This window comes from Streptomyces sp. NPDC056161 (assembly GCF_042268025.1).
Classification (GTDB): domain Bacteria; phylum Actinomycetota; class Actinomycetes; order Streptomycetales; family Streptomycetaceae; genus Streptomyces.
Genome location: NZ_JBHJUV010000147.1, coordinates 1 through 2,358, shown reverse-complemented (window position 1 = coordinate 2,358; position 2,358 = coordinate 1). Strand labels below are relative to the sequence as shown.

1 protein-coding gene is annotated in these 2,358 nt (G+C 70.5%); it reads right to left on the bottom strand.

Annotation, left to right across the window (positions count from 1 at the left end; translation table 11 throughout):
• Nucleotides 1-96 precede the first annotated feature (96 nt).
• On the bottom strand, nt 97-2,148 hold the full coding sequence (locus ACFC09_RS45975; protein WP_376539176.1) for a DUF3560 domain-containing protein: 2,052 nt from the start codon (nt 2,146-2,148) through the stop codon (nt 97-99).
• Nucleotides 2,149-2,358: the final 210 nt, after the last annotated feature.

The following is a 2,358-nucleotide window of genomic DNA, read 5'->3' as shown; positions in this document are numbered from 1 at the left end:
ACCCCGCCACGCCGCCAGGCGTGTCCGCTACCGCCGCGGCGGCGCCGCCCCGCCTCGCGTGACCGAGGGGGGCGGCGCCGGGCTTCGGCGGGGTGTTCAGCTCGCCGGGCTCTGCGGCGCGGATGCGGCCGCGACCGGCTCCGTGTCCTCCCGTTCGGTGATCTTGGCGCGGACTTCCCCGAAGCGGGTTCCGGTCCGGCCGCCGAGTCGCACGAACCCGGCCTTCTCCAGGACCTCGTCCACCCCCTGCCAGATGGCGGCGGAGGCGGGGCCCTCGTTGAACTTCACGCCCTCGGGCGCGTCGATGAAGACGGCCGGGATGTCCTCGCGCACGGTGCCTCGGCCGTTCGCGTAGACCATGCGGGCCTGCCTCGACCCGTAGGCGGCGGTGACGATGACCATCTTCGGCCCGCTCGTGCGCTTCTTCGCCTTCGGCTTGGCCGGGGCGTCCTTGGGGGCGTCCTGCTCCACCGGTACGGCGGCGCGGTCGCAGTACGACCAGTGGCCCGGGGTGCAGGTGGCCGGGGCCTCCGGGCTCCCGAACCCCTTGCCCCACGTCCGGCCGCAGCGCGGGCACTGCTTGCCCTCGTGCTCACCGGCCGCTGCGGCGTGCTCCCGGATCACCTCCAGCGTGCCGGTCCAGTCCTTGCCCACACCCACAGCCGTGCCGATCGCGTTGACGGTGCGGACCTCAAAACGCAGGTCCGTGACGTCTCGCCCGGTGACCATTCGCACCCGGTAGACCCGCCCGCACGTGCTGGTGAAACTCCACTCGCGTTCGGGCAGCTTCAGCATCTGCTCACCCTCGGCCAGCAGGTCCCGCAGGCGCTCGGGGATGTCGGCGGACCCTTCTACCTCCGCCGGGGCCTGGTCCTGGTCCCCGGTGCTGGTGGCGGTCACGCCGTCCATAAGCGCCTTGGCGTCGGCGATGCTCGGCGTACGGTCACGCTCCAGATAGCGCGCCATGTCCCCGGCACTCATGCGCGTCTTAACGTCGGAGTAGTCCACCGGCTGCCTGCCGACGTGCCCGTCCTCGAACGTCGCATCTGCGGCGGTCATGACCGCCTTCGGAGCAAGTCGAAGGTTCCACGCGACCGTGAGCGTCTTCTTGTTGACCCGCAGCACCTCGTACCACGATCCGCGGGACCGCACGAAGTCGCCCTTGGTGAAGTCGTCGGCCGTCCACACCTTGAACCCCTCGGCCTCCGCCTTGGCCACGATCGACCGCCAGTAACCGACTTCCTCGGTGAGCTCGTCGCGCCGCCGCGAGAGCTCGACCACGACGGCCGGCGAGAGCCGCACGGTGTGGCCGTTGTTGGACTCCCCGCGCTGCCAGCGGATGACCCCGCGCAAGTCCGCTTCCTTGGTCTCGATCCGCCGCAGGGTCCGGGCCGGGTTCGTACGGTGCTCCGTGTACGCGCCGGACGCCTCCGCCCGCTGGGCCCAGTGCTTGGCACGCTCCCCCTCCTGGATGGACTTGCGCATAGCGTTGTCCATCCGGGCATGGTCCCGCCGGGCTCGTCCCTCGCTGTGGTGCCCGACCAAGATCGGCTGCCCCATGTAGAAGCGCTCTCCGATCTGCCTCGACCGCTGGTAAGACGCATCGGACGAAGCGGTTGCACGGCTGGCCCGGTCCTCGAACCGCTCGGCCCGGCTCTCGGCCCGCTCCTCGCGGTCGGCCTCGGCGTCCGCGAACGCGCGGCGCTCGTCCTCGTTGACCACGACACACACGGTGAAGCCCAGTTCGCGAATCGCCTTCGCCGCCGGGTCGATCTTGTACCGGTCCGCCGACCTGTCCCGGGAGTGGTAGAGACCCAGGCATCCGAGCGAGGGGAAGAACCGCCACCCGTGCGGGCGGATCGCCTCAAAGATCCCGTCTCCCTTGCGCGAGCCCTCCAGAAGGGTGCCGTCGGCGCGGGTGTGAGTGATCACGACATCCGCCTTCTCGGGCGGGCAGTCACCCTCCCACGGCGGCGGCGGGAAGGTCGCGGCCACGCACACGGGGCACACGCGGGCGACTTCGTCCCCGGAGTACAGCGGGGTTTCCTCGTGCCCGCACGCGGAGCACTCGCCGTCTCCGGCGAAGGTGAGCGTTACGGACCGGTACCGGTTGTCCACCGGCGTGTTCTCGACCTGATCGGTTGTCACGGTCGCTCCCTGGTGTTGAAGGTTCGGGGTTCGTCGTCGGGGGCTGCCATCCCCTTCCGACATCACTAATTCTGCCTTATTTGGGGGTCCCGGGTCCACCTGAAACAGGGGTCTCGGGGGTGATCTGGATCACACGTTTTCGCAGGTCAGGGGCGGTTTCCGCCCCACCGGCGGCGGCCTCGCCGGGCGGCGTCCGCCACGGCTCCGCCC